This window comes from Pseudomonas jessenii (assembly GCF_002236115.1).
Taxonomy (GTDB): Bacteria; Pseudomonadota; Gammaproteobacteria; order Pseudomonadales; family Pseudomonadaceae; genus Aquipseudomonas; species Aquipseudomonas jessenii.
Genome location: NZ_NIWT01000004.1, coordinates 349,247 through 372,449, shown reverse-complemented (window position 1 = coordinate 372,449; position 23,203 = coordinate 349,247). Strand labels below are relative to the sequence as shown.

The 23,203-nt window shown below is 62.0% G+C and carries 19 protein-coding genes; 8 read left to right on the top strand and 11 right to left on the bottom strand.

The features are described 5' to 3' along the window. Positions 1-56: 56 nt before the first annotated feature. The 7 genes from guaB to PSJE_RS14785 all read right to left on the bottom strand — a co-directional run bounded on the left by guaB (position 57) and on the right by PSJE_RS14785 (position 6,419). Positions 57-1,526: an IMP dehydrogenase gene (gene guaB, locus PSJE_RS14820; protein ID WP_008053208.1), complete on the bottom strand. Its 1,470-nt coding sequence runs from the start codon at positions 1,524-1,526 to the stop codon at positions 57-59. A 229-nt stretch (positions 1,527-1,755) separates the two neighbouring features. Beyond that, a complete protein-coding gene (locus PSJE_RS14815) occupies positions 1,756-2,304 on the bottom strand; it encodes a hypothetical protein (protein WP_057716265.1) in 549 nt (182 codons plus the stop codon). 195 nt (positions 2,305-2,499) lie between these two features. Further along, positions 2,500-3,681 carry a formate-dependent phosphoribosylglycinamide formyltransferase gene (gene purT / locus PSJE_RS14810; protein ID WP_046040988.1) on the bottom strand — a complete coding sequence of 394 codons (1,182 nt, stop codon included), beginning with the start codon at positions 3,679-3,681 and terminating at the stop codon, positions 2,500-2,502. Positions 3,682-3,758: 77 nt separating this feature from the next. Continuing rightward, positions 3,759-4,226 carry a VUT family protein gene (locus tag PSJE_RS14805; RefSeq protein WP_057716267.1) on the bottom strand — a complete coding sequence of 156 codons (468 nt, stop codon included), beginning with the start codon at positions 4,224-4,226 and terminating at the stop codon, positions 3,759-3,761. A gap of 786 nt (positions 4,227-5,012) precedes the next feature. After that, complete coding sequence (locus PSJE_RS14795) at positions 5,013-5,228, bottom strand: DUF1289 domain-containing protein (protein ID WP_090453267.1); 216 nt, start codon at positions 5,226-5,228, stop codon at positions 5,013-5,015. Continuing rightward, complete coding sequence (locus PSJE_RS14790; RefSeq protein WP_057716270.1) at positions 5,225-5,749, bottom strand: gamma carbonic anhydrase family protein; 525 nt, start codon at positions 5,747-5,749, stop codon at positions 5,225-5,227. Before PSJE_RS14790 ends, PSJE_RS14795 begins: the two co-directional genes overlap by 4 nt. 70 nt (positions 5,750-5,819) lie before the next feature. Beyond that, on the bottom strand, positions 5,820-6,419 hold the full coding sequence (locus PSJE_RS14785) for a CoA pyrophosphatase (RefSeq protein ID WP_057716271.1): 600 nt from the start codon (positions 6,417-6,419) through the stop codon (positions 5,820-5,822). A gap of 147 nt (positions 6,420-6,566) precedes the next feature. Here PSJE_RS14785 and PSJE_RS14780 point away from each other — a divergent pair, with 147 nt between their 5' ends. From PSJE_RS14780 to nagE, 7 genes are all read left to right on the top strand, one after another. Beyond that, positions 6,567-7,118, top strand: coding sequence for an NUDIX hydrolase (locus PSJE_RS14780; protein WP_057716272.1), 552 nt, complete (start codon positions 6,567-6,569; stop codon positions 7,116-7,118). Between the two features lie 121 nt (positions 7,119-7,239). Beyond that, positions 7,240-7,743 (top strand): L,D-transpeptidase family protein, encoded by a 504-nt coding sequence (locus PSJE_RS14775; RefSeq protein WP_007982819.1) that lies wholly within the window; start codon positions 7,240-7,242, stop codon positions 7,741-7,743. Positions 7,744-8,038: 295 nt separating this feature from the next. Then, positions 8,039-8,770 (top strand): GntR family transcriptional regulator, encoded by a 732-nt coding sequence (locus PSJE_RS14770; RefSeq protein ID WP_057716273.1) that lies wholly within the window; start codon positions 8,039-8,041, stop codon positions 8,768-8,770. Positions 8,771-8,809: 39 nt separating this feature from the next. Then, positions 8,810-9,916, top strand: a complete 1,107-nt coding sequence (gene nagA / locus PSJE_RS14765) for an N-acetylglucosamine-6-phosphate deacetylase (protein ID WP_090453265.1) — start codon at positions 8,810-8,812, stop codon at positions 9,914-9,916. Beyond that, positions 9,897-10,919, top strand: coding sequence for an SIS domain-containing protein (locus PSJE_RS14760; protein WP_090453264.1), 1,023 nt, complete (start codon positions 9,897-9,899; stop codon positions 10,917-10,919). The genes nagA and PSJE_RS14760 overlap by 20 nt, the downstream gene beginning before the upstream one ends. Before the next feature lie 154 nt (positions 10,920-11,073). Then, on the top strand, positions 11,074-13,590 hold the full coding sequence (ptsP, locus tag PSJE_RS14755; protein ID WP_090453262.1) for a phosphoenolpyruvate--protein phosphotransferase: 2,517 nt from the start codon (positions 11,074-11,076) through the stop codon (positions 13,588-13,590). Positions 13,591-13,619: 29 nt separating this feature from the next. After that, a complete protein-coding gene (nagE, locus tag PSJE_RS14750) occupies positions 13,620-15,335 on the top strand; it encodes an N-acetylglucosamine-specific PTS transporter subunit IIBC (protein WP_090453260.1) in 1,716 nt (571 codons plus the stop codon). Between the two features lie 184 nt (positions 15,336-15,519). Here the strand turns inward: nagE and PSJE_RS14745 are convergent, their stop codons facing one another. Next, positions 15,520-15,831: a YqfO family protein gene (locus tag PSJE_RS14745; RefSeq protein WP_057716278.1), complete on the bottom strand. Its 312-nt coding sequence runs from the start codon at positions 15,829-15,831 to the stop codon at positions 15,520-15,522. 5 nt (positions 15,832-15,836) lie between these two features. Continuing rightward, on the bottom strand, positions 15,837-19,733 hold the full coding sequence (gene purL, locus PSJE_RS14740) for a phosphoribosylformylglycinamidine synthase (RefSeq protein ID WP_090453258.1): 3,897 nt from the start codon (positions 19,731-19,733) through the stop codon (positions 15,837-15,839). Positions 19,734-20,018: 285 nt separating this feature from the next. Between purL and mltF the strand changes: the two genes are divergently transcribed. After that, positions 20,019-21,479, top strand: coding sequence for a membrane-bound lytic murein transglycosylase MltF (gene mltF, locus PSJE_RS14735; protein WP_090453256.1), 1,461 nt, complete (start codon positions 20,019-20,021; stop codon positions 21,477-21,479). A 125-nt stretch (positions 21,480-21,604) separates the two neighbouring features. Here mltF and pdxJ read toward each other — a convergent pair whose 3' ends face one another. After that, positions 21,605-22,348, bottom strand: coding sequence for a pyridoxine 5'-phosphate synthase (gene pdxJ, locus PSJE_RS14730; protein ID WP_090453254.1), 744 nt, complete (start codon positions 22,346-22,348; stop codon positions 21,605-21,607). A 49-nt stretch (positions 22,349-22,397) separates the two neighbouring features. Next, entirely contained in the window at positions 22,398-23,081 is a 684-nt protein-coding gene (recO, locus tag PSJE_RS14725) for a DNA repair protein RecO (protein ID WP_057716281.1), read from the bottom strand. Between the last annotated feature and the right edge of the window lie 122 nt (positions 23,082-23,203).

Sequence of the window (23,203 nt, the reverse complement as noted above, 5' to 3'; positions counted from 1 at the left end):
AAACAACTCGGGGCTGAATAAAACAGCCCCGGTTGCTTAGCTTGTTGCTTGAAGGCTCAACCTACGCGGTAGTTTGGCGCTTCCTTGGTGATCTGCACGTCGTGAACGTGGGATTCGGCCATGCCGGCGCCGGTGATCCGCACGAACTCAGGCTTGGTGCGCATCTCTTCGATGTCGGCACTGCCGGTGTAGCCCATCGAGGAGCGCAGGCCGCCCATCAACTGGTGGATGATCGCGCTCAGGGTGCCCTTGTACGGAACACGCCCTTCGATGCCTTCCGGAACCAGCTTCTCGGCGCCTGCCGAGGAGTCCTGGAAGTAACGGTCGGAGGAACCCTGGGCCTGGGACATGGCGCCCAGCGAACCCATGCCGCGATAAGCCTTGTACGAACGGCCCTGGAACAGTTCGATCTCGCCCGGCGCTTCTTCGGTACCGGCGAACATCGAGCCCATCATCACGCAGGAAGCACCGGCCACGATGGCCTTGGACAGGTCACCGGAGAAACGGATGCCGCCGTCGGCGATCAACGGTACGCCTGTGCCTTCAAGGGCAGCGGCGACGTTGGCGATGGCGCTGATTTGCGGCACGCCGACACCGGCGACGATACGGGTGGTGCAGATCGAGCCAGGGCCGATACCGACCTTGACTGCGTCGGCGCCAGCTTCGGCCAGGGCCTTGGCGGCGGCGCCGGTGGCGATGTTGCCGCCGATGACCTGCACTTCAGGGAAGTTCTGCTTGACCCAGCGAACGCGGTCGATCACGCCTTTGGAGTGACCGTGAGCGGTGTCGACCACCACCACGTCAACGCCGGCGGCGACCAGTGCGGCAACGCGATCACCGGTGTCTTTACCGGTACCGACTGCAGCACCAACGCGCAGACGACCTTGATCGTCCTTGCTGGCCAGCGGGTAAGCCTTGGCTTTTTCGATGTCGTTGACGGTCATCATGCCCTTGAGGGCGAATTTGTCGTCGACGATCAGCACGCGTTCGATGCGGTGCTTGTGCAGCAGTTCACGCACATCGTTCTTGTCGGCGCCTTCCTTGACCGTGACCAGACGCTCTTTAGGCGTCATCACTTCACGGACAGTGGCTTCCAGACGGTTCTCGAAACGCACGTCACGGGAGGTGACAATGCCGACCAGGTCGCCATTGTGCAGCACCGGAACGCCGGAGATGTTGTGCATGCGGGTCAATTCGAACAACTCGCGCACGGTGGCGTCGGCGACGATGGTGATCGGGTCTTTGACCACACCAGCTTCGTAACGCTTGACCTTGCGGACTTCGGCAGCTTGCTGCTCGATGGTCATGTTCTTGTGGATGATGCCGATACCACCTTCCTGAGCCATGGCGATTGCCAGACGGGCTTCAGTGACGGTGTCCATGGCAGCGGAAACCAGTGGAATATTCAGCTCGATGCCACGGGTAAGGCGGGTCTTGAGACTGACTTCGTTAGGAAGCACCTCGGAATAACCGGGCACTAGGAGAATGTCGTCGAATGTCAGAGCTTCTTGGCTGATACGCAGCATCGCGGGGGCTCCCGAGCGGGAAAATGGAAGCGCGCCATTATAGTCAGACACCCCTTCGGGTTCAATGTAAAACTCTGTCTATTATTGGCATTACTGACATACGGGGATTACGGCGTTACGGATTGCTGCTTTTTTGTGGGAGCGAGCTTGCTCGCGATGGTCGTGAACGATGACGCGTGCTTTCTGGAAACCAACGTCGCCTTCAAGTTCATCGCGAGCAAGCTCGCTCCTACAACTCGACTTTCACCCAACTGACCGGCTGATCCAGCCAATCGGCGAATTCATCGATAAAGCTCTGTTTGAACCCGGCTTCGGCCCAGTTATTGAAGATAAAACCGAGGTTGGAGAAGCCGCACTCCTGCAGGAACAGGAAGCCGTTGATGTCGTCTTCATGCCCGCATTCGGGGCAGGTGAAGTTGTCGGTACGCCCCGGCATCCAGTCTTCCAGGCTTTCGAACAGGGCTTCACCCACTTCCTTGCGGCACTCGGCGCAGCCCGCTTCGCCAAGAAAACCCTTGGCCGGCGTATAGATGCAGCGCTTGGTGATGATCTCCAGGCCATTGATCGACTCGCCGAACGGCAGCGCGTCCGGGTGCAGGACCACCTCACGGGCACCTTCGGCGATCGCATGGCCCATGCGATTGCCGGTGCGGCCGCACGTGGTCAGCTCTTCCTGGATGATGTTCTTGCGCACCAGCCAGCGCACAACGGCCCGGGCCCGGGGTTCGTGTACCGGCAGGGTGGAGATTTTCGGGACGATGATGCTTTGGGAATTCATGGGGTACAGGCCTGGAGCGCTGATAAAAGATCGGACGCGAATTACCTGTGGGAGCGAGCTTGCTCGCGATGGTCGTTAACGATAACGCGTACTTTCTGATTGAACGCGTCGCCCTCTAGTCCATCGCGAGCAAGCTCGCTCCTACAAGGATCAGTAGGCGAGCCTTTAGAAGGTATAGGCCCGCCGCAGCTGTTTTTACAGCTCGACAACAACCGCCTGCGAAGCACGGGTCGCCTTGGCGCGGGCGGCTTCGATCGATTCGTCGCGCGCAAGGGCCACGCCCATGCGGCGCTGGCCGTTGACTTCAGGCTTGCCGAACAGGCGCAGCGCGGTATCCGGCTCGCTCAACGCAGCGCCCAGGTTGGCGAAAGCGGTCTGGGTCGACTGCCCTTCCACCAGGATCACCGCCGAGGCCGAAGGCCCGAACTGACGGATCAACGGGATCGGCAGACCGAGAATGGCCCGCGCGTGCAAGGCGAACTGCGACAGGTCCTGGGAAATCAGCGTGACCAGGCCGGTGTCATGCGGGCGCGGCGAGACTTCGCTGAACCACACCTGATCACCCTTGATGAACAGCTCGACGCCGAACAGACCACGGCCACCCAAGGCTTCGGTCACGGCTTTGGCGACACGCTCGGACTCAGCCAGGGCAACCGGGCTCATGGCTTGCGGCTGCCAGGATTCCTGGTAGTCGCCCTTCTCCTGACGGTGACCGACCGGCGCGCAGAAGGTGGTGCCGCCGACGTGGCGCACGGTCAGCAGGGTGATTTCGTAGTCGAAATCGATGAAGCCTTCGATGATCACCCGACCTTTACCGGCACGACCACCTTCCTGGGCGTAGTCCCAAGCCTTCTGCACGTCATCGACGCTACGCAGCAGGCTCTGGCCCTTGCCCGAAGAACTCATGACCGGCTTGACCACGCACGGGAACCCGAGGTCTTCAACGGCTTTGCTGTAATCCTCGAAGGTGTCGGCGAAGTGGTACGGCGAGGTTGGCAGGTCCAACTCTTCAGCGGCCAGGCGACGGATGCCTTCACGGTTCATGGTCAGCTGCGCAGCACGGGCGGTCGGGATAACGGTGAAGCCTTCGGCCTCCAGTTCCACCAGGGTCGCGGTGGCGATGGCTTCGATTTCCGGCACGATGAAGTGCGGCTTTTCGGCTTCGATCACGGCACGCAGGGCAGCACCATCGAGCATGTTGATCACGTGGCTGCGGTGCGCCACCTGCATGGCCGGCGCGTTGGCGTAGCGGTCCACGGCAATCACTTCAACGCCCAGGCGTTGCAGCTCGATCACCACTTCCTTGCCCAACTCGCCACAGCCACACATCAATACGCGGGTCGCGGTCGGCGACAATGGAGTTCCGATACGGGTCATCTGAAGGTCCTCAAGGAGCGGATCATCGAGGGAAGCACGCTTCCCATGGGGAGAAAGCGCGGCATTTTACATGAACTTCAGCTGACGACAGCCTGTTTGCGCAGGCGCCAGGCCATGATCAGCCACACGGCGGTGACCCCGGCGAATTTCGAGCCAAGGGCGGTGAGGATCACGCCCGGCGTCAGGGCGTCGATCATGCCAAAAAAGATAAAGGTATCGAGGGGAATGCTCAGGGCCGAACTTATCCACAGGCGATCATGCAGCGGGCGCCGGGTGATGCTGAACACCAGCCAGTCGATGCACTCGGAAACGGCGAACGCCGTGGCGCTGGCCAGGGCGATGGACGGATCGGAGGTGACATAGGACAACACCAGCGCCACCAGCATCGCTGCGAGGGCGCCATGCCCGAATCGGGCTTGCACCATGTCGCGCAACACAAACACCAGCCCGCCCCAGGCCGACCAGATGATGTCCAGGTGCGGGGCGGTGGAAAAGGCGTAGTTGATCAGCACGACGCTGCTGATGTAGGCAATCAGGAAGAGCATGGGCGTGGAAGTACCTGTAATTTTGCCGCACAGGATACAGTAGGAGCGAACCTGCTCGCGATGGTCGTTAACGATAACGCGGGACGTCTGGCTCCCCGTGGTGTTCTTGAGTCCATCGCGAGCAGGCTCGCTCCCACAGACGAACGCATTCCCATGTGGGAGCGAGCCCGCTCGCGATGGTCGTTAACGATAACGCGGGACGTCTGGCTCCCCGTGGTGTTCTTGAGTCCATCGCGAGCAAGCTCGCTCCCACAGACGAACGCATTCCCATGTGGGAGCGAGCCCGCTCGCGATGGTCGTTAACGATAACGCGGGACGTCTGGCTCCCCGCGGTGCTCTTGAGCCCATCGCGAGCAAGCTCGCTCCTACAGTCAAACGCATTCCCATGTGGGAGCGAGCTTGCTCGCGATGGTCGTTAACGATAACGCGGGAAGTCTGGTTCCCCGCGGTGCTCTTGAGTCCATCGCGAGCAAGCTCGCTCCCACAGACGAACGCATTCCCATGTGGGAGCGAGCTTGCTCGCGATGGTCGTTAACGATAACGCGGGACGTCTGGCTCCCCGCGGTGCTCTTGAGTCCATCGCGAGCAAGCTCGCTCCTACAATCGAACGCATTCCCATGTGGGAGCGAGCCTGCTCGCGATGGTCGTTAACGATAACGCGGGACGTCTGGCTCCCCGCGGTGTTCTTGAGTCCATCGCGAGCAAGCTCGCTCCTACAGTCAAACGCATTCCCATGTGGGAGCGAGCTTGCTCGCGATAAAGTGCGAAGCACTTTCTGGGGGCAATTCAGTTATCGGATTTGGAAGGCAACATCCAGATCAACCCACTGGCCTTGGCCCGCTCATGACACAACCCCAACACCGTGCGGCGCTCGTCGTTGGTCATGCGGCTCCAGCGGGTAATCTCCTCCACCGTGCGTTGGCAACCGGTGCAGATGTCATCGTCGTCCAGCGCACAGATATTCACGCAGGGCGATGCAACCGGGCGTTCGCTGGCAGTCATTCTTCCTGCTCGGCCAGGTCGCGGGCATAGCGCTGCGAGTTGTGCACGTAGTGAGCAGCGCTGGCCTCCAGCATCCTGATTTGCGGCTCGGTCAATTCACGCACCACTTTGCCGGGCGAGCCCATGACCAGCGATCCGTCCGGAATCTCCTTGCCTTCGCCGATCAGCGAATTGGCGCCGATGATGCAGTTCTTGCCGATCTTCGCACCATTGAGAATCACCGCGTTGATGCCGATCAGGCTGTAGTCGCCGACGGTGCAGCCGTGGAGCATGGCGTTGTGGCCGATGGTCACGCCGGTACCGATGGTCAGTGGGTAGCCCATGTCGGTGTGCATCACGGTGCCGTCCTGGACGTTGCTGTTCTTGCCGATCAGGATCAATTCGTTGTCGCCGCGCAATACGGCGTTGAACCAGACGTTGGCGCCCTCTTCCAGCTTGACCTTGCCCACCAGCACGGCATTGGGTGCGACCCAGCTCTGTGGATGGGTTTCGACGCGGGCGTCGCCCAGGCGGTATTTCATTGTTGTATTCCTCAAGGCTCAGGCAGGCTTTTTCAGCAAAACCAGTATTCAGGCCATTCGAACGATGGCTTCAGATACTGATAAAGCTTTTGGGAGGCTGATGCAGGCTGATTTTGGCGTCATACAGCAGGTTGATCAACTCAACGATCATGATCGCCGTCAGCCCCCAGATCTTGTATTCGCCATAGCGATAGCTCGGCACGTACCAGCTGCGGCCCTGATAGTCGATGCGGTGGGTATGTTCGCGAGGGTCTTTACGGAAGAATTCCAGGGGCACGCTGAACACCGCGGCGATCTCGGCGTCGTTGGCCCGGTATTCGACAAAATCCGGGATCACCCCGACATAGGGCGTGACCTTGATGCCATGCAGGCTGATCAGCGGGCTGAGCGGTCCGATCACCTCGACCAGCCCCGGCGGCAGGCCGATCTCTTCTTCGGCTTCACGCAGGGCGGTGAAAATCAGGTCGGGGTCTTCGGGGTCACGGCGCCCGCCGGGGAAGGCAACTTCGCCGCCATGGGTCGACAGGCCGCTGGCACGCAGGGTCAACACCAGCTCGGGCTCGTCACTGCGGGTGATGGGCACCAGCACCGCTGCCTCGGGAAAACGACGATCGGTCTCCAGTGTGCGTGGAGTGTGGTTACTAACCCGATGCAGTAGCTCGTCCAGCATGAGTGTTCTCGATTTGTGCCTTACCCGGCATCATGCACCAATCGCTGCGGTCGCCCAACCCCCGCAACCGCCCCATGTCGCGAAACGACAACTTGCCGACCGGCACTGCCGCACGCCAAGATAGGCGCAGCATTCAGGAACCCCAGCATGAAATTTTGCAGCCAGTGCGGTAACCCGGTGACCCAGCGCATTCCCGAAGGCGATTCGCGCCTGCGCTTTGTCTGCGACAGTTGTCACGCCATTCACTACCAGAACCCCAACATCGTCGCCGGCTGCGTGGCGACCTGGGGCACCCAGGTATTGCTGTGCCGGCGGGCCATCGAGCCGCGACGCGGTTACTGGACCCTGCCCGCCGGTTTCATGGAGAACGGCGAGACCATCGAACAGGCTGCCATTCGCGAGACGGCCGAGGAAGCCTGCGCCCGGGTGCGCAACCTGAACATCTATACCCTGATCGACGTGCCGCACATCAGCCAGGTGCATGTGTTCTTCCGTGCCGAACTGGTGGACCTGGACTTTTGCGCCGGCCCCGAGAGCCTGGAAGTGCAACTATTCGACGAAGCGGACATTCCATGGGATGAGCTGGCTTTCCGCACGGTGGGCCGTACCTTAGAATGCTTCTTCGCTGACCGGCGGACCGAAATCTATCCCGTTCGGTCTGAATCGATCCCACCGCTTGCTCAGCCTGCCATTATCTGATGTCATCTCGGCATCACCGGGAGGCGCCGAAAGATTGTCCGAATGCGGCCAGAGCCAGCGGCAGCTCCTGCAAAAACTTCTATACATAAATAGTCGCGACACCTCCTGGGGAATCGTTTCAATGCGCTGGTTGCTTGCCCTGTTCTGTTTGTCGTTTGTCACGGTGTCCCAGGCTTCTGCCGTGGAAACCCTGGACGGCAAGGTCATCGAGAAAATCCTGATTCTCAAGTCTTCCCATCAATTGCAATTGATCAATGACGGCAAGCCGCTCAAAACCTATCGCATTTCCCTGGGCAAGCGTCCCAAGGGGCCGAAGCTGATGGAAGGCGACAAGCGCACCCCGGAAGGCTTCTACTGGGTCGACTGGCGCAAGATCAGCGACCGTTTCAACCTGGCGATGCACATTTCCTACCCGAACATCAGCGACTCCGCCCGCGCCCGTCGTGAAGGCGTCGAGCCCGGCGGCATGATCATGATCCACGGCACCCCGGACAGCGAAGACACCCCGGAAGACCTGTTCCACACCCTGGACTGGACCGACGGCTGCATCGCCATGCGCAACATGGACATGCGCGAAGTCTGGAACCTGGTGCCGGACGGCACGATGATCGAGATCCGCCCGTAAATCCCCCGACCTTTGGTCGCCTCGCAAAAAAAATCAAAAAAATTCCAGCCTTCGGCAGCTCCTGCAGGGTGAATACCATTTCCCCCTGTAGAAGCTGCCGAAGGCTGCGATCTTTGCTTTAAATCCTCCCACCGCTAATACCACTTCAATCCAGCCTCTTTCCACTGCGCCCAATAAGGCCTGTTTAACGCACCTGCAGCCTGAGAGCTGCATTGACATGGTATTCAAGTGGTATTAGTTTTTTGTCCTACAGCGAACAAGTAACTTTCCTACAGACGCGTCGGACAATAATTAAATGAACGACCTTTCAGCCCTGCGCCCGGACGACACCCAACCCACGCCGTTGTACCTGCAACTGGCACGCAATCTGGAAGCGGCGATCCATGCCGGCCAGTGGAAAGCCGAACAGGCCATGCCGTCGGAGCGCAATCTGAGCGAGGCGCTGGGCATCTCCCGCGTCACTGCACGCAAGGCTCTGGAAGTGTTGTTCGAACAAGGCCTGATCCGCCGCAACCAGGGCTCCGGCACCTTCATCACGCCGCGTCTCGAACAACCGTTGTCGCGCCTTTCCGGTTTCAGTGAAATGCTCCGCCTCAAGGGTTTCGTGCCCGGATCGCAATGGCTGGAGCGGGAAATCACCTTGCCGACCCACGAAGAACTGATCCGCCTCGGCCTGTCGCCCAACGACAAAGTCGCGCGCCTCAAACGCCTGCGCAAGGCCGACGACACGGTGATGGCCATCGAGATGAGCACCCTGCCCGCCTCGATCATTCCCAAGCCGCAGGCGGTGGGCGATTCCCTCTACGAATACCTCGACGGCATCGGCAAACCGGTTGTCCGCGCCCTGCAGCACATCCAGGCGATCAACGCCTCGGACGAATTCGCAGCCCTGGTGGGCATCGCCCCCGGCACCGCCATGTTGCTGATGACCCGGGTCGGCTACCTGGAAGACAACACGCCCATCGAAGTCACCGACACCTATTGCCGTAACGACTACTACGACTTTGTCGCAGAGCTTCGCCGCTAGAACGCTGCATCGCGAAACCGCCCACCCAGAGAACCGATCATGTCCGAAGACAACATCCTCACCGCCCACGGCTGGGTTCGCGGCCGACTGGTCCATGAGCACGGCAAAGTCGTGTCGATCGAAGGCCAGCCCTGCGATCCGGCGGACAACGATCTGCCGTACCTGCTGCCGGGCTTCATCGACCTGCACGTTCACGGCGGCGGCGGCAAAGACATCATGGAAGGCGCGCCGGCCTTCGAAACCATCACCCGAACCCACGTGCGCTTCGGCACTACATCGTTGCTGGCCACCACCATGACGGCACCGAGCGAAGAGATATCCAGCGTGCTCCAGGCCGTCGGCGAATTCTGTGAGCAGCGGCCCCAAGGCTGCGCCCGGGTGCTTGGCGTACACCTCGAAGGCCCCTACATCAACCCGGGCAAACTCGGCGCGCAACCCAACTTCGCCCACACCGCGCTGATGGCCGAAGTCGAAGCGTACCTGGCGCTCGCACCGATCCGGGTGATCACCATTGCCCCGGAAATCGCCGGTCACGATACCTTGATCCGCGACCTCAGCAGCCGCGGCATTCGCATGCAGATCGGCCACACTCTGGGCAGTTATGAGGAAGGCGTGGCCGCGCTGGAGGCCGGCGCCAGCAGTTTCACCCACCTCTACAACGCCATGAGCCCGCTGCATCACCGCGAGCCCGGGATCGTCGGCGCTGCCCTGGCCCACGCCAAATACGCAGAGCTGATCCCGGATTTGCTGCACGTGCACCCCGGCGCCATCCGCGTGGCCCTGCGTTCGATTCCTTGCCTGTATTGCGTCACCGACTCGACCGCCGCCGCCGGCATGCCCGATGGCGAGTACAAACTCGGCAGCCACACCGTGACCAAATGCCTCGGTGGCGTGCGCCTGCCCGACGGCACGCTGGCCGGCAGCACCCTGACCATGGATCAGGCTCTGCGCAATCTGGTGAAAATCGGCCTGCCTATCGCCGAAGCCTCGCAGCGCCTGTCGCAATTCCCCGCCGACTACCTCGGCATCACCGAACGCGGGCGCCTGCAACCGGGGGCCTGGGCCGACTGCGTGCGGCTGGATCGCTCACTGAAACTGACCGCCGTCATGGTCGAAGGAGAAGACATTGACTTCAAAAATGCTTGAAGAGGCGCTGTCCTCGTTCGAGGCCGTGCAAGCCCAATTACAGCAACTCGACCCGCAGATGATCGAGATCGCCGGGCGCCTGCGTCGTCAGCCGCCGCAAGTGGCCATGACCGTGGCGCGTGGCAGCTCCGACCATGCCGCCAGTTACTTCGCCTACCTGACCATGCAACTGCTGGGCATCCCGGTGGCGTCGCTGCCGATGTCGGTGGTGACCATGCAACAGGCACCGTTGAAGGTCAGCGGCCAGGTGGCATTCGCCTTTTCGCAATCGGGGCAAAGCCCGGACCTGGTCAACAGCCTGCGCCTGTTGCGCAAGCGCGGCGCCTTGAGCATTTCGCTGGTCAATGCCGAAGACTCGCCGCTGGAAGCCGCCTGCGAATTCAGCCTGCCGCTGTGTGCCGGCACCGAAAGCAGCGTCGCGGCGACCAAGAGCTTTATCGCTACCCTCAGCGCCAGCGCCCGGCTGATTGGCCACTGGAAAGAAGACGCCGAACTGCTCGACGCCTGCCGCGCCTTGCCCGAAGGCCTGCGTGATGCTGCGCAACAGGACTGGAGCCCGGCCATCGACGCCTTGCGCGATTGTCAGCGGCTGATGGTGATCGGCCGTGGCGCCGGTTTCGCCATCGCCCAGGAAGCGGCGCTCAAGTTCAAGGAGACCTCGGCGATCCAGGCCGAAGCCTTCAGCAGCGCCGAAGTCCGTCACGGTCCGATGGCCTTGATTGGCGACAACTACCCGCTGCTGGTGTTTGCCCCACGGGGCGCCGAACAGGCCGGTTTGCTGAGCCTGGCCGCCGACATGCGCCAACGCGGCGCCCTTGTCCTGCTGGCCGCGCCGGATGACGTGCTTGAACGCGACCTGACGCTGACCCGCGCCGAACACCCGGCCCTCGACCCGATTCTCGCGATCCAGAGTTTCTACGTGATGGCCGCCGGCCTGGCCGTGGCCCGAGGCATGGACCCGGACCAGCCACGGCACCTGAGCAAAGTGACGCGTACGCACTAACCACCCTTGTAGGAGCGAGCTTGCTCGCGATGGTCGTCAACGAAAACGCGCGTTTGCTGGATAAACGCGGCGTTCTTTAGTCCATCGCGAGCGAGCTCGCTCCTACAGAGGGGGGCGTGTTGATCCGAACCGTATTTTTTGATGAGACCGAGCCATGCATAACAACAATAAAGAGCTGACTTTAAGCGCCCCGCTCAGCGGCCCGGTGCTCACGCTCGCCAAAGTCCCGGATGCGGTGTTTGCCAGCGGCGCCATGGGCGACGGGATCGCCATCGACCCGTTGAACGATACCCTTCATGCGCCGTGCGCGGGCGTGGTGGTGCATGTCGCCCGCACCGGCCATGCGGTGACCCTGCGTGCCGACAACGGTGCGGAGCTGCTGCTGCACCTGGGCCTTGATACCGTCGAACTGCAAGGCCAGGGCTTTTCGATGCTGGTCAAGGAAGGCGCGCGCGTCTCCAATGGCCAGCCGCTGCTGCGCTACGACCTGGACAAGGTCGCGCAACAGTGCAAAAGCCTGGTCAGCCTGCTGATCCTCACCAACAGCCAGGACTTTCAGGCACGGCCCATCACCCTCAAGTCGGTAAAGGTCGGCGAGCCGCTGCTACACATCATTCGCCGCCAGGGCGTGGGCGCGCAGGCGGACGTGGAGCTTGCTGGCGAAGAGGTGGTCGGCCACATCCGCATCGCCCATCGTGGCGGTCTGCATGCCCGGCCGGCCGCGTTGATCCGTCAGACCGCGCAAGGATTCAAAAGCAAATCGCAGCTGCATTTCGCCGGCAAGTCGGCCACCTGCGACAGCCTGATCGGCCTGATGGGGCTGGCCATCGGCGAACAGGCAGAAGTCCAGGTCAGTTGCCAGGGCCCGGACGCCGAAGCCGCGCTGCAAGCCTTGCTGACCGCGTTATCCACAGCCCTGGCCGAAGACAGCCATGCCGCCGCGCCGACCACGATTGCCCAACGCAATCGCCCCGCCGAAGCCGGTGTATTGCACGGCGTCTGTGCGGCGCCCGGCCTGGTCGGCGGGCCGCTGTTCCACCTGAATGCGATCAGCCTGCCGGTGGATGCCGGCCATCATGATCCCCAGCAACAACAGCAAGTGCTGGACGCGGCACTGAGCCAGGTGCGCAGCGAAATCGAACGCACGCTGGTCCTGGCGAAAAAACACAAGGACACCGCTGAAGAGGCGATCTTCGCCGCACACCTGGCGCTGCTGGAAGACCCGGCCCTGCTGGACGCCGCCATACAAACCGTCGCCCAGGGCACGGCCGCGACCCACGCCTGGAGCCAGGCCATCGACGTGCAGTGCGAAGTCCTCCAGCAAACCGGCAGCACGCTGCTGGCCGAACGCGCCAACGACCTGCGCGACCTCAAGCAACGGGTGCTGCGCGCATTGCTCGGCGACACCTGGCATTACGACGTGCCGGCCGGCGCCATCGTCGCAGCGCATGAACTGACGCCCTCCGATTTACTGCAACTGAGCCAGCAAGGCGTCGCCGGACTGTGCATGGCCGAAGGTGGCGCGACCTCCCACGTGGCGATTCTGGCCCGGGGCAAGGGCCTGCCGTGCATGGTGGCGCTGGGTTCGACGCTGCTCGATCAGCAACAGGGGCAACCGGTGGTGCTGGACGCCGACGGCGGCCGCCTCGAACTGACACCCAGCACACAGCGCCTGGCCGACGTGCGCCAGCTGCAACAGCAACAGCAACAACGCCGGGCCGAACAACAGGCCCAGGCGCACACCCCCGCACTGACCACCGATGGCCTGCGCATCGAGGTCGCCGCCAATGTGGCATCCAGCACGGAAGCGGCAGACGCGTTGGCCAATGGCGCCGACGGCGTCGGCTTGCTGCGCACCGAGTTTCTCTTCGTCGACCGCCACACCGCGCCGGACGAACAGGAACAACACCACGCCTATCAAGCGGTGCTCGATGCCATGGGCGACAAGTCGGTGATCATCCGCACCATCGACGTCGGCGGCGACAAGCAACTGGACTACCTGCCACTGCCCGCCGAGGCCAATCCGGTGCTCGGCCTGCGCGGCATTCGCCTGGCCCAGGCTCGCCCTGAACTGCTCGACCAGCAATTGCGCGCGCTGCTGCACCTGCGTCCGTTGTCACGCTGCCGGATCCTGCTGCCGATGGTCACGGAAGTCGATGAGCTGCTGCACATCCGCCAGCGCCTCGATGCCTTGTGCGGTGAACTCGGCCTGGTGCAACGCCCGGAACTGGGTGTGATGATCGAAGTTCCGGCCGCCGCGCTGCTGGCCGAGCAACTGGCCGAACACGCGGACTTCCTGTCCATCGGCACCAACGACCTGTCGCAATACACCCTGGCCATGGACCGCGACCACGCCGGGCTCGCCGCTCGCGTCGATGCGCTACACCCGGCACTGCTGCGGCTGATCGCCCAGACCTGCGCCGGTGCGACGCAGCACAACCGTTGGGTGGGCGTGTGCGGCGCACTGGCGTCCGATCCATTGGCCACGCCGGTGTTGATCGGCCTGGGGGTCAGTGAATTGTCGGTGAGCCCGGTACAGGTCGGCGAAATCAAGGACCGCGTGCGTCATCTCGACGCCAGCGAATGCCGGCGCATCAGCCAGGATCTGCTCAAGTTGAGCAGCGCCAGCGCCGTGCGTCACGCCTGTCACCAGCATTGGCCTCTGAGCTGAAGAACAACAAGAATCCACGGAGAACCGCCATGTACCAACTTTTCATCGAAGGCCTGCAACGCCTCGGCCGCGCGCTGATGCTGCCGATCGCGATCCTGCCGATTGCCGGCCTGCTGCTGCGCCTGGGCGATACCGATCTGCTGAACATCGCGATCATCCACGACGCCGGCCAGGTGATCTTCGCCAACCTGGCAATGATCTTCGCCATCGGTATCGCGGTCGGTTTCGCCAGGGACAACAACGGTACGGCGGGTCTGGCCGGGGTGATCGGTTACCTGGTGATGATCTCCACCCTCAAGGCGCTCGACCCGAGCATCAACATGGGCATGCTCGCCGGGATCGTCAGCGGCCTGATGGCCGGCGCGCTGTACAACCGCTTCAAGGACATCAAGCTGCCGGAATACCTGGCGTTCTTCGGTGGCCGACGGTTCGTGCCGATTGTCACCGGGTTCGCCGCCGTGGGGCTGGGTGTGGTGTTCGGCTACATCTGGCCGCCGATCCAGCACGGCATCAACAGCTTCGGCACACTGATGATGGAAAGCGGCAGCTTCGGCGCGTTCGTCTTCGGCCTGTTCAACCGCCTGCTGATCGTCACCGGCCTGCACCACATCCTCAACAACATGGCGTGGTTCGTGTTCGGCAACTTCACCGACCCCACCACCGGGACGCTGGTGACTGGCGACCTGTCGCGCTACTTCGCCGGCGATCCGAAGGGTGGCCAGTTCATGACCGGCATGTTCCCGATGATGATCTTCGGCCTGCCCGCCGCGTGCCTGGCGATGTACCGCAACGCCCTGCCGGCACGGCGCAAGGTGATGGGCGGGATCTTCCTGTCGATGGCGTTGACCGCGTTCCTGACCGGCGTCACCGAGCCGATTGAATTCGCCTTCATGTTCCTCGCGCCGTTGCTGTTTGTGCTGCATGCGTTGCTGACCGGCCTGTCGATGGCCATCACCAATGCGCTGAACATCCACCTGGGGTTCACCTTCTCCGGCGGCTTCATCGACATGATTCTTGGCTGGGGCAAGTCCACCAACGGCTGGCTGGTGTTCCCGGTGGGCCTGGCGTATGCCGTGATCTATTACGTGGTGTTTGACTTCTGTATCCGCCGCTTCGACCTGAAGACACCGGGCCGCGAAACCAGCGCTGACGTCGAGCAGGTTGCCGTCGCCGACAATGAACGCGCCGGGGCATACATCAAGGCCTTGGGTGGTGCCGAAAACCTGATCACCGTCGGCGCCTGCACCACGCGCTTGCGCCTGGACATGGTGGATCGCAACAAAGCCTCGGATACCGACTTGAAAGCACTCGGTGCCATGGCCGTGGTGCGTCCGGGCAAGGGCGGGAGTTTGCAAGTGGTGGTGGGGCCAATGGCCGACGCGATTGCCGATGAGATTCGCCTGGCGATGCCTGCGCTAGGTCGCGCCATGGTGTCGTCGCCGGCTGCAGAAATCGACGCGCCGCCACCTGCCGCCATGGCGACACCCGAGGCCCAGCAATGGCTCAATGCCTTGGGCGGCGGCGACAATGTGCTGCAACTCGATTGCGTGGCCTTGACCCGCATCCGCCTGCAACTGGCCGATGGCAAGGCGTTGTCGGAGTTCGATTTGAAAGCGTTGGGTTGCCAGGGTGTAAGTCAGCTGGATGGCGGTATCTGGCATCTGCTGATTGGCGACAAGGCGCCGACCTTGAGTGATGCACTGGAGGTGTTGGTCAATCGCAGCGAGGTCAGTGCCAAGGTTTAGATCCTCGGTGCCTGATAGGCCGCCATCGCGAGCAAGCTCGCTCCCACAGTGGTCCGGTGTATGCAGATCCAATGTAGGAGCGAGCTTGCTCGCGATGAGGCCCTCACTGACACCACAATAGTTTGGGCAACAAAAAACCCGCTGAAATCTCTTTCAGCGGGTTTTTCATTTCAGCACCGGAGAATCAGAAATCCTCCAGCCGCCACACTTCATAAGCCGGTGTCTCATAGGGATGGCTCTGTTTCAGAGCTGCCACTACCGAGCGAATCAACTCATCGGCCACCACCAGCTCAACCTTCCATTCCTCGACCTGTTCGACCTGCCCTGCCTCGCCAATGAACGGCTGGCTGCCGTCCAGTGGACGAAACTGGCCAGTGCCCAACACTTGCCATGCACAGTGGTCATAAGCACCGATTCGCCCACCACCGGCGGCGAATACGGCGCTTTTGACCACCTCGACATGACTGTCGGGAACAAAAAAGCTGAGCTTGTACACGGTGCTTAGTTCACCCACACACGAGCGTTACGGAACATACGCATCAACGGAGCATCTTCGTTCCAGTCATCCGAACGCCACGAGTTCTGCACGGCGCGGAACACTCGTTCCGGGTGCGGCATCATGATGGTCACGCGACCGTCGCGGCTGGTCAAACCGGTGATCCCGCGCGGCGAGCCGTTCGGGTTGGCCGGGTAGCTTTCGGTGACCTTGCCGTGGTTGTCGACGAAACGCATCGCCACGCAACCCGACAGATCGGCTTCCAGCAGTGCTTCTTCGCTGGCGAACTCGGCATGGCCTTCACCGTGAGCAATGGCGATCGGCATGCGCGAACCGGCCATGCCTTGCAGGAAGATCGAGTTCGACTCCTGGACCTGCACCATGGCAACACGGGCTTCGAACTGCTCGGAGCGGTTGCGCACGAAGTGCGGCCAGAACTCGCTGCCTGGGATCAGCTCGTGCAGGTTGGACATCATCTGGCAACCGTTGCATACGCCGAGGGTGAAGCTGTCGTTGCGTTCGAAGAAGCCCTGGAACGCATCGCGGGCACGGCTGTTGAACAGCGCGGATTTCGCCCAGCCTTCACCGGCACCCAATACGTCGCCGTAAGAGAAGCCGCCGCAAGCGACCATGCCCTTGAACTCGTTCAGGTCGACCCGGCCGGCCAGAATGTCGCTCATGTGCACGTCGATCGCGTTGAAACCGGCGCGGTCGAACGCGGCAGCCATTTCCACCTGACCGTTGACGCCCTGCTCACGCAGTACGGCAACCTGTGGGCGAATGCCTTTCTTGATGTAAGGCGCGGCGATGTCCTGGTTGATGTCGTAGCTCAGCTTGACGCTCAGACCCGGGTTTTCTTCTTCCAGCAGCACGTCGAACTCTTGCTCGGCGCAGTCGGCGTTATCACGCAGACGCTGGATCTGGTAGCTGGTCTCGGCCCACTGGCGTTGCAGCAGACGACGCTGGCCTTCGAACACCGTGTCACCGTTGAAGGTGATGCCGATCTCGCCATTGTTGATTGGCTGACCGATCACCGACACGCAGTCACCCAGGCCGGCAGCGCTGAACTGCGCGAGGATGTCCGGGGTCGCGTCCTGGCGAACCTGGATCACGGCACCCAGTTCTTCGTTGAACAGGATGGCGGCGATGTCGGCAGAGGTTTCTGCCAGACCGTCGAGGTTCAGGCTCAGGCCACAGTGACCGGCGAACGCCATCTCGACAACGCTGGTCAGCAGACCACCGTCGGAACGGTCGTGGTAAGCCAGCAGGTGGCCGTCGGCGTTGAGGCCCTGGATCACCGCGAAGAAGGCTTTGAGGTCTTCGGCGTCGTCGACGTCCGGAGCCTGCTTGCCGAGCTTGCCGTGAACCTGCGCCAGGATCGAGGCGCCCATGCGGTTCTGGCCGCGGCCCAGGTCGATCAGGATCAGGTCGGTGGTGCCCTTGTCCATGCGCAGTTGCGGGGTCAGGGTCTGACGGATGTCAGTCACTGGCGCGAAACCGGTCACGATGAGGGACATCGGCGAAGTCACGGACTTGTCCACGCCTTCATCGTTCCAGCGGGTGGCCATGGACATCGAGTCCTTGCCAACCGGGATGGTGATGCCCAGCTCAGGGCACAACTCCATGCCGACCGCTTTCACGGTGTCGTACAGGCGTGCATCTTCACCCGGGTGACCGGCAGCCGACATCCAGTTCGCCGACAGTTTGATGTCGGAGATCTTGCCGATGCGCGAGGCCGCGATGTTGGTCAGGGTTTCGCCGATGGCCATGCGGCCCGACGCCGGAGCGTCCAGCAGTGCCAGCGGAGTGCGCTCGCCCATGGCCATGGCTTCACCGGTGTAGACGTCGAAGCTGGTGGCGGTGACGGCAACGTCGGCCACCGGAACCTGCCACGGGCCGACCATCTGGTCACGGGCCACGAGGCCGGTGATGGTGCGGTCGCCGATGGTGATCAGGAAGCTTTTGCTCGCCACGGCCGGGTGATGCAGAACGCGCTCGACGCAGTCGGCGATGCTCAGGGTCGACGGATCGAAATCGTCGCCCAGTTCGTTCTCGCGAACCACCGAACGGTGCATGCGCGGGGCTTTGCCCAGCAGCACTTCCAGCGGCATGTCCACCGGGCTGTTGCCGAAGTGGCTGTCGGTGACGGTCAGTTGTGGCTCGGCAGTGGCTTCGCCGACGACGGCAAACGGGCAACGTTCACGCTCGCAGATCGCCTTGAAGCGTTCGAAATCCGCCGGGCCGACGGCCAGAACGTAACGTTCCTGGGATTCGTTGGACCAGATTTCGTGCGGGGCCATGCCCGGCTCGTCGTTTGGAATGTTGCGCAGTTCGAAACGGCCACCGCGGTCGCCGTCGTTGACCAGTTCCGGGAAGGCGTTGGACAGACCGCCCGCACCCACGTCGTGGATGAAGCTGATCGGGTTCTTGTCGCCCAGTTGCCAGCAACGGTCGATGACTTCCTGGCAGCGACGTTCCATTTCCGGGTTTTCGCGCTGTACGGAAGCGAAGTCCAGGTCTGCCGAGCTGGTGCCGGTGGCCATGGAGGAAGCGGCGCCGCCGCCCAGGCCGATCAGCATCGCCGGGCCGCCGAGCACGATCAGCTTGGAGCCGACAACGATCTCGCCTTTCTTGACGTGTTCTTCACGGATGTTGCCCATGCCGCCAGCCAGCATGATCGGCTTGTGGTAGCCGCGAACTTCGTCACCGTGCGGGGTGGTGATCGATTGTTCGAAGGTACGGAAGTAGCCAGTCAGTGCTGGACGACCGAATTCGTTGTTGAACGCAGCGCCGCCCAGCGGGCCTTCGATCATGATGTCCAGCGCGGTGACGATGCGCTCGGGCTTGCCATACGGCACTTCCCACGGCTGTTCGAAGCCCGGGATCTGCAGGTTCGACACGGTGAAACCGGTCAGGCCAGCCTTCGGCTTGGCACCGCGACCGGTGGCGCCTTCGTCACGGATCTCGCCACCGGAACCGGTGGATGCGCCCGGGAACGGGGCAATCGCGGTCGGGTGGTTGTGGGTCTCAACCTTCATCAGGATGTGCACCGGCTCCTGCACCGCGCCGTACTGGCGGGTCTCAGGGTCCGGGAAGAAGCGACCGGCCACGGAGCCGACGATCACCGAAGCGTTGTCCTTATAAGCCGACAGAACGCCTTCGCTGTGCATCACGTAGGTGTTCTTGATCATGCCGAACAGGCTTTTTTCCTGGCTCTCGCCGTCGATGTCCCAACTGGCGTTGAAGATCTTGTGACGGCAGTGCTCGGAGTTCGCCTGGGCGAACATCATCAGTTCGATGTCATGCGGGTTGCGCTTCAAGCCGACGAAGGCGTTGACCAGATAGTCGATCTCGTCTTCGGCCAGGGCCAGGCCCAGCTCGGTGTTGGCTTTTTCCAGCGCGGCGCGGCCGCCACCCAACACGTCGATGGCGGTCAGGGGCTTCGGTTCGGCGTGGCTGAACAGGCCGGCGGCCTGCTCGAGGTTGCCCAGGACGATCTGGGTCATGCGGTCGTGCAGACCGTCGGCGATCAGCTGGGCTTCAGCGTCGCTGAACTGGCCGGCCACGTAGAACGCGATGCCGCGCTCCAGGCGCTGGATTTTCGCCAGGCCACAGTTACGGGCGATGTCGCTGGCCTTGCTCGACCACGGCGAGATGGTGCCGAAACGCGGCAGCACCAGAAACAGACGACCGGTCGGTTCCTGTACCGGAACGCTTGGACCGTACTTCAGAAGGCGCGCGAGCACCTGCTGTTCGTCGCCGGTCAGGACGCCGGTAACTTCGGCGAAGTGAGCGAATTCAGCATACAGGCCGCTGACAGCCGGAACCTTCTGGCTCAGTTGCTCAAGGAGCTTGCTGTGGCGAAAGGCAGAAAGGGCAGGAGCGCCGCGCAGGATCAACATCTTCGGGACAGCCTCGGGAAGGGGTGTGCTTTGAGGCCGTGCATTCTAGCCTAAACAGCCCGCGACATCACCCGAAACGCTACGCACGGTTGCACTCGGGCGTCGATCTGTGTTTCTGCCTCGAAAGTCAGGTTAACCGGGCGTGCAACAACAGCTTATTTTTACTGTAACAAAATGCAGGCAAGGCCCATTCCTGCGGGGTTTCGGCCGGTTTTGTGATCTCTAGCAGACAAGCCCCTCACTGTCGAGATATGGCGCTCGTGGTCCTTTGCGTATACTGCGCAGATGTTTTTCCCAACGGCTTTGCGTCCGCGGTACGCCAAATGGCTGATCGCAACCGGACTCTTCCTGATGCTCGGTGGCTGTGTTGATAAACCCAACACGCTCGAGCGCGTAAAGGAGGATGGTGTGCTGCGGGTGGTTACCCGAAACAGCCCCGCCACCTACTTTCAGGATCGCAACGGTGAGACCGGCTTCGAATACGAGCTGGTGAAGCGCTTCGCCGACGATCTGGGGGTCGAGCTCAAGATCGAGACCGCCGACAACCTCGATGACCTGTTCAACCAGGTCGGCAAGCCCAATGGCCCGGTGCTGGCGGCTGCCGGCCTGGTCAGCAGCGAAGAGCGCAAGAAGCAGGTGCGCTTCTCCCACTCCTATCTGGAAGTCACCCCGCAGATCATCTATCGCAACGGCCAGTCCCGGCCAACCGATGCGAAGGATCTGGTGGGCAAGAAGATCATGGTGCTCAAGGGCAGCACCCACGCCGAACAACTGGCGCAGCTGAAACAGAGGTTTCCTGGCATCGAATACGAAGAGTCTGACGCGGTCGAGGTCGTCGATCTCCTGCGCATGGTGGATGAAGGTCAGATCGACCTGACCCTGGTCGACTCCAACGAAGTGGCGATGAACCAGGTGTACTTCACCAACATCCGGGTCGCCTTCGACCTCGGCGACGCCAGCAACCAGAGCTGGGCCGTCGCCCCGGGCGACGACAACAGCCTGCTCAACGAAATCAACGATTACCTCGACAAGGTCAAGAAGAACGGCACCCTGCAACGCCTCAAGGACCGCTACTACGGGCATGTCGACGTCCTCGGCTACATGGGCGCCACCACGTTTGCCCAACACTTGCAGCAACGCCTGCCCAAGTACGAACAGCACTTCAAGGCCTACGCCAAGAAGGAGAAAGTCGACTGGCGCCTGCTGGCGGCCATCGGGTACCAGGAGTCGTTGTGGCAACCGACGGTCACGTCCAAGACCGGCGTGCGCGGCCTGATGATGCTGACCCAGAACACCGCGCAGGCCATGGGCGTGTCCAACCGCCTGGACCCCAGGCAGAGCATCATGGGCGGCGCCAAGTACCTGGCTTACACGAAAGACCAGCTCGACGACTCGATTCAGGAACCGGACCGGACCTGGTTTGCCCTGGCGGCCTACAATGTCGGCAGCGGCCACCTGGATGACGCACGCAAACTGGCGGCCAAGGAAGGGTTGAACCCGGACAAATGGCTGGACGTAAAGAAGATCCTGCCGCGCCTGTCGGAAAAGAAGTGGTACAGCAAAACCCGTTACGGCTACGCCCGCGGCGGCGAACCGGTGCATTTCGTGGCGAACATCCGTCGCTACTACGACATCCTGACCTGGGTCACGCAGCCGCAGCTTGAAGGGGACCAGGTCGCCGAGGGCAAACTGCTTGTTCCGGGGATCGACAAGAGCAAGCCGTCGCAGGAACCTGCACCGCTCTGACAGCCACCCAACATCAAATGTGGGAGCGAGCTTGCTCGCGATGAGGCCCAGTCAGTCACACCAATTGTGTCTGTCAGACCGCTATCGCGAGCAAGCTCGCTCCCACAGGATTTTGTGTTTGTCTTTTAAGCTTTCGCAGCCGCCAGAATCAGCGCCTTCATCTCCGAAACAGCCGACTTGAAGCCAACGAACAGCGCATGGGCCACCAGCGCATGGCCGATGTTCAGTTCGTTGATGCCCTTGATCGCCGCCACGACTTCGACGTTGTGATAGTGCAGGCCATGACCGGCATTGACGATCAGGCCCTGGGCCAGACCGAAGGCCACGCCATCGGCTACACGCTTGAGTTCTTCGGCGACTTCGGTCGGCGTCTCGGCATCGGCATAACGCCCGGTGTGCAACTCGATGGCTGGCGCGCCGACACGACGGGAAGCTTCGATCTGGCGCTCATCGGCATCAATGAACAGCGACACTTCGGAGCCGATCTTCGACAGACGCTCGACCGCCGCCTTGATCCGCGCCTCCTGCCCCGCCACATCCAGGCCACCTTCGGTGGTCAGTTCCTGACGGGTTTCCGGCACCAGGCAAATGTGCGCCGGGCGGATGCGCTCGGCGAACTGCATCATTTCCTCGGTGACACCCATTTCGAAGTTCATGCGGGTTTGCAGCACGTCCTTGAGCAGCAGAACGTCGCGCTCCTGAATGTGCCGACGGTCTTCGCGCAGGTGCACGGTGATGCCGTCGGCGCCCGCCTCTTCCGCGTCCAGTGCAGCCTTGACCGGGTCCGGGTAACGGGTGCCCCGGGCCTGACGCAGGGTGGCAACGTGGTCGATGTTCACGCCAAGAAGAATACGGGTGCTGGTGGTCACGGAAGCGCTCCAGAAGAAGAGAAAGTTCGGTGCACAGCATACGGTGTGATCAGGGCTTGCGAAACAGCTCGCGACTGACAAGTGGACGGCCGCCCAGGTGAACGGCCAACGCCTGGCGCATCAAGCGCTTGGCGGCAGACAAAGCGCCGGGGGCAGACCAGTCGGCTTCAGCCATGGCCAGCAATTCGGTGCCGTTGAACAGGCCCGGTTGCAGCAGGTAGACACGTTCAAGCCCGGCATCCACTTGCAAACGGTAGAGGCCGTCCGGCGCGATGGGTTGATCATGAATATCAGTCGTCAGGGAAAAACCGTAGCCGAGGTCATCGAGCAAGCGCCACTCGAAGGAGCGCAGCAAGGGCTCCAGAGCACGACCTTCAGCCAGCGCCAGCAAAGTCGCAGCGTAGTGATCGAATACGCCGGGATGAGGATCTTCGGCGGGCAACAGGCGAATCAGCAATTCATTGAGGTAAAGACCGCTGAACAGCGCCTCGCCATTGAGCCAGGTGGAGATGCCAGCACTCTCCATGCGCCCGACATTCTTCAGCTCGCCCTTGCCCCGGAACTCGACTTCCAATGGCACGAACGGCCGCGCCAGTGTCCCGGCCTTGCCCCGCGCACTGCGCAACACCGCCCGCAGCCGACCTTGCGGCGTGAGGAAGTCCACCAGCGCGCTGTTTTCACGGTAGGCGCGGGAGTGCAGGACATAGGCGGGTTGGGCGGGCGCTTGGGACATGGAAATCGCAGTTCTCGATGAAGGAGCGCAGTTTTACATACAACCTGAAACCAATATGGGAGCGAGCTTGCTCGCGATGAGGGCCTGATATTCAACATCAATGTTGACTGACAGACCGTTAT

Bases quoted from the DNA above. Each gene is read 5' to 3' on its own strand.
- guaB (WP_008053208.1), bottom strand. From the start codon at position 1,526: ATGCTGCGTATCAGCCAAGAAGCTCTGACATTCGACGACATTCTCCTA.
- PSJE_RS14815 (WP_057716265.1), bottom strand. From the start codon at position 2,304: ATGAATTCCCAAAGCATCATCGTCCCGAAAATCTCCACCCTGCCGGTA.
- purT (WP_046040988.1), bottom strand. From the start codon at position 3,681: ATGACCCGTATCGGAACTCCATTGTCGCCGACCGCGACCCGCGTATTG.
- PSJE_RS14805 (WP_057716267.1), bottom strand. From the start codon at position 4,226: ATGCTCTTCCTGATTGCCTACATCAGCAGCGTCGTGCTGATCAACTAC.
- PSJE_RS14795 (WP_090453267.1), bottom strand. From the start codon at position 5,228: ATGACTGCCAGCGAACGCCCGGTTGCATCGCCCTGCGTGAATATCTGT.
- PSJE_RS14790 (WP_057716270.1), bottom strand. From the start codon at position 5,749: ATGAAATACCGCCTGGGCGACGCCCGCGTCGAAACCCATCCACAGAGC.
- PSJE_RS14785 (WP_057716271.1), bottom strand. From the start codon at position 6,419: ATGCTGGACGAGCTACTGCATCGGGTTAGTAACCACACTCCACGCACA.
- PSJE_RS14780 (WP_057716272.1), top strand. From the start codon at position 6,567: ATGAAATTTTGCAGCCAGTGCGGTAACCCGGTGACCCAGCGCATTCCC.
- PSJE_RS14775 (WP_007982819.1), top strand. From the start codon at position 7,240: ATGCGCTGGTTGCTTGCCCTGTTCTGTTTGTCGTTTGTCACGGTGTCC.
- PSJE_RS14770 (WP_057716273.1), top strand. From the start codon at position 8,039: ATGAACGACCTTTCAGCCCTGCGCCCGGACGACACCCAACCCACGCCG.
- nagA (WP_090453265.1), top strand. From the start codon at position 8,810: ATGTCCGAAGACAACATCCTCACCGCCCACGGCTGGGTTCGCGGCCGA.
- ptsP (WP_090453262.1), top strand. From the start codon at position 11,074: ATGCATAACAACAATAAAGAGCTGACTTTAAGCGCCCCGCTCAGCGGC.
- nagE (WP_090453260.1), top strand. From the start codon at position 13,620: ATGTACCAACTTTTCATCGAAGGCCTGCAACGCCTCGGCCGCGCGCTG.
- purL (WP_090453258.1), bottom strand. From the start codon at position 19,733: ATGTTGATCCTGCGCGGCGCTCCTGCCCTTTCTGCCTTTCGCCACAGC.
- mltF (WP_090453256.1), top strand. From the start codon at position 20,019: ATGTTTTTCCCAACGGCTTTGCGTCCGCGGTACGCCAAATGGCTGATC.
- recO (WP_057716281.1), bottom strand. From the start codon at position 23,081: ATGTCCCAAGCGCCCGCCCAACCCGCCTATGTCCTGCACTCCCGCGCC.